Below are 5,818 nucleotides of genomic sequence, written 5' to 3' on the forward strand. Positions count from 1 at the left end.
GCGCGCGTTCTCGTACCCCCTCGCCGACGTGCGCGTGCTGATCGTCGGCCAGGACCCGTACCCGACGCCAGGGCACCCGATCGGGCTGTCGTTCGCCGTCGAGCGGCACGTGCGGCCCGTGCCGCGCTCGCTGCAGAACATCTACAAGGAGCTGCGCGAGGACCTCGGCGTTCCGACGCCGGAGCACGGCGATCTCACGGCGTGGAGCGAGCACGGCGTCATGCTGCTCAACAGGGTGCTCACCGTGCGCCCGGGCGCCCCGGCCTCGCATCGCGGCAAGGGGTGGGAGGCCGTGACCGAGCACGCGATCCGCGCGCTGGTCGCGCGCGGGGGACCGCTCGTCGCGATCCTGTGGGGGCGGGATGCCGGCACGCTGCGCCCCCTGCTCGGCGACACCCCGATCATCGCGAGCGCGCACCCGTCGCCGTTGTCGGCATCGTCGGGCTTCTTCGGCTCGCGGCCGTTCAGCCGGGCGAACGCGCTGCTCGAGCAGCAGGGGGCGCAGCCCGTGGACTGGTCGCTCTAGGCTTAGCCCGTGCTGGAAGAGGAGTACCAACCGCGGCGTGTGCTGCCGCACCACCTGCGGAAGCCGGCGCCCGAGGAGGCGCCGTTCTCGTACAGCATCCGCGAGGCCGTCGCCGAAGATCTGCCCAGCGTGCGCGAGATCTACAACTACTACGTCACCAACTCGACGGTGACCTTCGACGACAAGCCGATGACGCTGAGGGCGTGGCGCACGAAGTTCGACCACATCCGCAAGGCGGGCATGCCGTTCCTCGTCGCCGAGAGCCCCAGCGGGCAGATCCTCGGCTACACGCTTGTGTCGCCGTGGTCGTCGAAGGCGGGGTACCGCTACACCGTCGAGAACTCGATCTATCTCGGGCCCGCCGCCACGGGGAAGGGACTCGGCACCCCGCTGCTGAAGGCCCTCATCGAGGCGGCGCGGCAGGCGGGCATCCGCGAGATCATCGCCGTGATCGCCGACCAGGGTGCCGATGCCTCCATCGCGATGCACAGGAAGCTCGGCTTCAAGGAGGTCGGGCGCATGGGCCGCGTCGGCTTCAAGTTCGATCGCTGGCTCGGCACCGTCACGATGCAGCTCTCGCTGCGGAAGAAGTAGGCGGCCCGGTTGCGCCGGTGACCCGGCCCCCTGCGTCCCGCGCTTGCTTTGCGCTGCTCGGATCCGCTTCACGCTGCTCGGATCCGGACAGCGCCGAGAGGATCCGAGCAGCGCAAGCGGTCAAGCGCGGGGGACGGCGCGGCGCAGCGCGAGGAATCCGATCACCGCGCACACGACGGTGAGCGGAATCGACCAGGCGACGACGCCGACCGTGCTGTGCGCCGCGAACCACTCGCCGACGGCCGCCCACGAGTCGGTGAACCCTATCAGCGCGGCGGCTCCGACCAGTGCGAGGACGAGCACCGCGCCGACGGCGTACAGCCCGTAGGCCCGCCACCTGACGAACACCGCTCCGAAGATCGAGCCGAGGAACAGCACGCCGATCAACCCGAAGAAGACCGTGAAGAGGCGCTGCCAGAGCGGGCCCGTGCCGAAGTAGATCGTCTGGAAGACGTGGCCGTCGACGCCCCAGCCGTTCGTCCACTGCTCGACATAGCTCAGCACCACGACGCCCACCGTGAACTGCGCCGCGTGGATCAGGAACCACAGCGCGGTGCCGAGGAAGAAGTCGCGGCGGGTCGACGACAGCCCGACGGCATACGCGAAGCTGACGCTCATGAGCTGGATGCCGGCGATCGCCTGGTAGATGAAGAGGTAGAAGATCGACCCCGTGTACTGCGTGTTCAGCGTCGTGCCGGGCCCGGTCGAGTAGCGCACCAGGTACCAGATCGCCATGTTGACCAGCAGGATGCCGATCAGGATCAGCCACGGCAGCAGCACCGCCAGATGCCAGCTGGCGTAGTGCAGGCGCACCACGCGCCAGATGCGCGCGAACGGAGCCGGCGGGCGGGCGGATGCCTGCGGCGGCGCAGCGAGAGCGGACATGGTTCCTCGTCTCAGCTCTTGGGGGTCGCCCGGCGCAGCGCCAGGTGCCCGATGACGGCGAACACGGCGGCCGGCACGAGCAGCCAGGCGGCGAAGCCGGCCGGCCCGACCGCGACGAACCAGCGGCCGACGGCACCCCACGACTCGGTGAAGGTGATGAGCGCGATCGTGCCGAGCAGCAGCAGCACGAGCGCCCCGCCGAGCACATACATGCCGGTGGTGCGCCACCTCACGAAGACCGCGCCGAAGACCGAGCCGATGCACTGGAAGAGCACGATGCCGCCGAAGAAGGTCAGCAGCCGCTGGCCGAAGCCGCCCGTGCCGTAGATCGCCGAGTGGAAGATCGCGGCGTGCAGGCCCCAGCCGCCGGTCCACTCCTCGGCGTAGGAGAGCAGCGTGAACGCGATCGAGAAGGCCGCGGACTGGATCAGGAACATGAGCCAGGTGCCGAGCGAGAAGTCCCGCCGCGTCGACGACAGGCCGAGCGCGTAGCCGAAGGTGAGGTTCATCGCCTGCACGGCGAACACGATCTGGTACGGCAGGAAGTACACGAGCCCGGGCGACAGGCCCTGCCCCGAGTCCGCGTTGTCGCGCGTCGCGAACACGATGATGCCCTGCACGATCAGGTAGACCGCGACGATGAAGGCGGTGATGTTGATCGGCACGATGATCGCGTTCATGCGGTTCGCGTAGTGCAGGCGCACGACGCGCCACACGCGGTCGAAGCCGCTCAGCGTGCGGCCCCCGCCTGCGCGGGCACCCGGCTCGGCGACGGCGATGGCGCTCATCGCGAGGCTCCTTCCCTGCTGCGCGTGCGGGCGCGGAAGCCGACACGCGTGGCGCCGCTCTCGACGGGCGGTGCGGCGGTGGCATCCGCCCCGCCCAGCGAGCCGCCCGTGCGGCGCACGATCAGCTGCTGCAGCGAGACGGGCGTGAGCTGCAGGCCGGAGTTCAGCGCGTCGAGCCGCACGACCTCGTCGATGCCGTCGACGAGGACGGAGGCGGTGCCGCCGAGCTCCTCGCGCTGCAGCACCTCGAGACGGTGGCGTGTGGCGAACGCGTCGACGTCGGCCTTGGCGCCGACGACGCCGGCGGCGCGGCCGCGCAGCTCGTCGGCGGGTGCGTCGAGGATGATGCGGCCCTGGTCGATCACGACCACGTGCTCGAGCAGGTTGGCGACCTCGTCGATCAGGTGGGTCGACAGGACGATCGTGCGCGGGAACTCGGCGTAGTCGGCGAGCAGGCGGTCGTAGAAGATCTGGCGGGCGACCGCGTCGAGGCCGAGATACGGCTCGTCGAAGAAGGTGAGCGGCGCGCGGGATGCCAGGCCCACGATCACCCCGACGGCGCTGAGCTGGCCGCGGCTGAGCTTCTTGATGCGGCGATTCAGGGGCAGCCGGAAGTCGTCGACGAGCTGGGCGGCGAAGTCGGCGTCCCAGTTCTCGAAGAACCACGGCGCGGTGCGGAAGACGTGCTTCGGCTTGAAGTCGTCGGGGTACTTCTGGCTCTCTTTGATGAAGGCGATGTGCTGCAGCACGGCGGCGTTCTCGGCGGGGGTCTGCCCGAAGACGCGGGCGTCGCCGCTCGTCGGGAAGTCCTGGCCGGTGAGCACGTGCATGAGCGTGGTCTTGCCGGCGCCGTTGCGGCCGAGCAGGCCGGTGATGGAGTCGGTGGGGATCGTGAGGCTGATCTGCTCGAGCGCCGCCATCGATCCGAAGCGCTTGGTGAGGTCGCGGACCTCGATCACAGGGGTGGTGTCGGTCATTTCCAGTCCTAGTTGGTGACTGCGGTGGCGGCGGATTTCCGATCGGATGCCTCAGCCGAGGCATCCGTGATCAGTCCGCTCAGCGTCGTGGGGTCGATGCCGAGCTTCTCGGCCTCGGCGAGCAGGGGCCGCACGTAGTCGTCGACGAACTGCGTGCGGCGCTTCCTGATGAGCGTGTCGCGTGCGCCGGTGGCGACGAACATGCCGATGCCCCTCTTCTTGTAGAGGACGCCCTCGTCGACCAGCAGGTTGACGCCCTTGCCGGCCGTCGCGGGGTTGATGCGGTGGAAGGCGGCGAACTCGTTCGTCGACGGGACCTGGCTCTCTTCGGCCAGCGTGCCCGCGATGATGTCGTTCTCGATCTGCTCTGCGATCTGCAGGAAGATCGGCTTGCCCTCGTCGATCACGCGGTTGCGCTCCTCGTTGGTTGGTCCATTACTCGACTAATGAACCACTGAGGCCGCGGGTTGTCAAGCGGCCGCCGGGCCGTCAGGGCGTGCATCGCCGTTCGCGGGTCGGCTCAGCGCACCCGCCTGCGCGGCGACAGTAGACGCCGCATCTCTGCCGCCGGAACGACATCCACTGTCGTCGCGAGAAGGACGGAAGGCGATGAAGCGGCATCTAGTGTCGCCGAACGACGCGAATCGCACCCCCAACGCGCGGACTTCGCTGTCCGGGCAGAAGCGTGAACGCGCTGCACGCCAAAGTGGGGCCGATGCGCAATTGCGCACCGGCCCCGACGTCGATTGTCTGTTGGCCTGCCTACGGGCGCAGCAGCACCTTCCCGACGCGGCCCGGCTCGAAGTTCGCCCGGCTCGCCTGGGCGATGTCGTCGAAGCCGTAGGTGGCCGCGACGGGCAGGGTCAGGGCGCCTTCGCGGATGCGCGTCACCAGCTCGCCGAGCAGCGCGCCGCGCTGGGCCGCGGGCATCGCGGCACTGACCTTGAGGCCCCAGAACCCGGTGACGGTGAGGTTCTTGAAGATCACGTCGCCCGAGGCGAGGTTCATGATCGGCGAGGCCATGGCGCCGAAGACGACCATGCGGCCGTTCTCGGCGAGCAGCGAGAGCACGTCGCCGCTGGCGGTGCCGCCGACCGAGTCGACGCCCACGGCGATCGGCGCGCCGCCGGTGAGTGCGGCGACCTGCTCGCGCCAGTCGGGGGCGTCGGTCGCCACGATTCCGGTGATGCCCTGCGCCTCGAGCTCGGCGACGCCCTCGGCTCGGCGCACCAAGCCGACGACGTGAATGCCGCGCGCGACGGCGAGCTGTGCCAGCAGACGCCCGACGGCGCCGTTGGCCGCGTTCTGCACGAGCCACTGCCCGGGCTCGAGCTGCAGCGTCTCGAGTAGCGCGATCGCACTGAACGGCATCGAGACGAGCTGCGCGGCGGTCTCATCGCTCAGGCCGTCGGGCACGGGAAGGAGGCCGGCGGCGGGCGCGAGGAAGTACTCGGCCCACACGCCGAAGGTGCCGCCCGTGGCCACGCGCTGCCCGATCGACAGGTTCTCGACGCCGTCGCCGAGGGCGTCGACCACGCCGACCGCCTCGGTGCCCGACTGCGCGGGCAGCTCGGGCTTCACGCCATAGGTGCCGCGCACGGTCCACAGGTCGTGGTTGTGGATGGGGCTGAGCAGGGTACGCACCCGCACCTGCCCGGGCCCCGGCTGCGGAAGGGGAAGAGATTCGACCTTCAGCACCTCATGCGGTTCGCCGAAGGTGTCATGCACGAGTGCGCGCATCGAAGCAGTCATGGAGGGACATCCTTAATATTGAAACGATCATTCCACTATATACTGGAACGATCAGTTCACAAAAGTGAGGATGGGCAACATGGGACGCACCCGGACGTTCGATGCGGGCGCGGTCGTCGAGGCGGCGCGCGGCGTCTTCTGGGACCTCGGCTTCGCCGAGGCATCCGTGCCCGAGCTGGAACGCGCCACAGGGCTGAACCGCTCGAGCCTCTACCAGGCGTTCGGCAGCAAGCGCGGCCTGTTCGACGCGGCCGTGGCCAGCTATCTCGACGACGTGTTCCGGCCGCGGCTCGCGC

At 69.4% G+C, this 5,818-nt stretch carries 8 protein-coding genes; 3 read left to right on the forward strand and 5 right to left on the reverse strand.

Annotated elements, in window-relative coordinates; translation table 11 throughout:
* Positions 1–526: uracil-DNA glycosylase (locus tag ACM2XV_RS11430; protein WP_487027007.1), on the forward strand; the 526-nt coding region annotated here is incomplete at its 5' end.
* Between the two features lie 9 nt (positions 527–535).
* Positions 536–1,120 (forward strand): GNAT family N-acetyltransferase, encoded by a 585-nt coding sequence (locus tag ACM2XV_RS11435; RefSeq protein WP_344774456.1) that lies wholly within the window; start codon positions 536–538, stop codon positions 1,118–1,120.
* Between the two features lie 120 nt (positions 1,121–1,240).
* Here the strand turns inward: ACM2XV_RS11435 and ACM2XV_RS11440 are convergent, their stop codons facing one another.
* From ACM2XV_RS11440 to ACM2XV_RS11460, 5 genes are all read right to left on the reverse strand, one after another.
* On the reverse strand, positions 1,241–2,005 hold the full coding sequence (locus tag ACM2XV_RS11440; RefSeq protein ID WP_487027008.1) for a hypothetical protein: 765 nt from the start codon (positions 2,003–2,005) through the stop codon (positions 1,241–1,243).
* An 11-nt stretch (positions 2,006–2,016) separates the two neighbouring features.
* The gene (locus ACM2XV_RS11445; protein ID WP_487027009.1) at positions 2,017–2,793 is read right to left on the reverse strand and encodes a hypothetical protein; all 777 of its coding nucleotides are present in this window, start codon (positions 2,791–2,793) and stop codon (positions 2,017–2,019) included.
* Entirely contained in the window at positions 2,790–3,770 is a 981-nt protein-coding gene (locus tag ACM2XV_RS11450) for an ABC transporter ATP-binding protein (protein ID WP_487027010.1), read from the reverse strand. Before ACM2XV_RS11450 ends, ACM2XV_RS11445 begins: the two co-directional genes overlap by 4 nt.
* 8 nt (positions 3,771–3,778) lie before the next feature.
* Positions 3,779–4,177 carry a GntR family transcriptional regulator gene (locus ACM2XV_RS11455; protein WP_487027011.1) on the reverse strand — a complete coding sequence of 133 codons (399 nt, stop codon included), beginning with the start codon at positions 4,175–4,177 and terminating at the stop codon, positions 3,779–3,781.
* A 355-nt stretch (positions 4,178–4,532) separates the two neighbouring features.
* Positions 4,533–5,510, reverse strand: coding sequence for a zinc-binding dehydrogenase (locus tag ACM2XV_RS11460; RefSeq protein WP_487027013.1), 978 nt, complete (start codon positions 5,508–5,510; stop codon positions 4,533–4,535).
* A gap of 91 nt (positions 5,511–5,601) precedes the next feature.
* On the opposite strand from ACM2XV_RS11460, the gene ACM2XV_RS11465 reads away from it, so the two are divergent.
* Positions 5,602–5,818 (forward strand): TetR/AcrR family transcriptional regulator (locus ACM2XV_RS11465; protein WP_487027012.1); only part of this gene is annotated, 217 nt, incomplete at its 3' end.

The organism is Gryllotalpicola sp. CP2-P1 (genome assembly GCF_057512245.1).

Excerpts from the sequence above, each read along its gene's own strand:
- ACM2XV_RS11440 (WP_487027008.1), bottom strand. The coding sequence starts at position 2,005 with ATGTCCGCTCTCGCTGCGCCGCCGCAGGCATCCGCCCGCCCGCCGGCT.
- ACM2XV_RS11445 (WP_487027009.1), bottom strand. The coding sequence starts at position 2,793 with ATGAGCGCCATCGCCGTCGCCGAGCCGGGTGCCCGCGCAGGCGGGGGC.
- ACM2XV_RS11450 (WP_487027010.1), bottom strand. The coding sequence starts at position 3,770 with ATGACCGACACCACCCCTGTGATCGAGGTCCGCGACCTCACCAAGCGC.
- ACM2XV_RS11460 (WP_487027013.1), bottom strand. The coding sequence starts at position 5,510 with ATGCGCGCACTCGTGCATGACACCTTCGGCGAACCGCATGAGGTGCTG.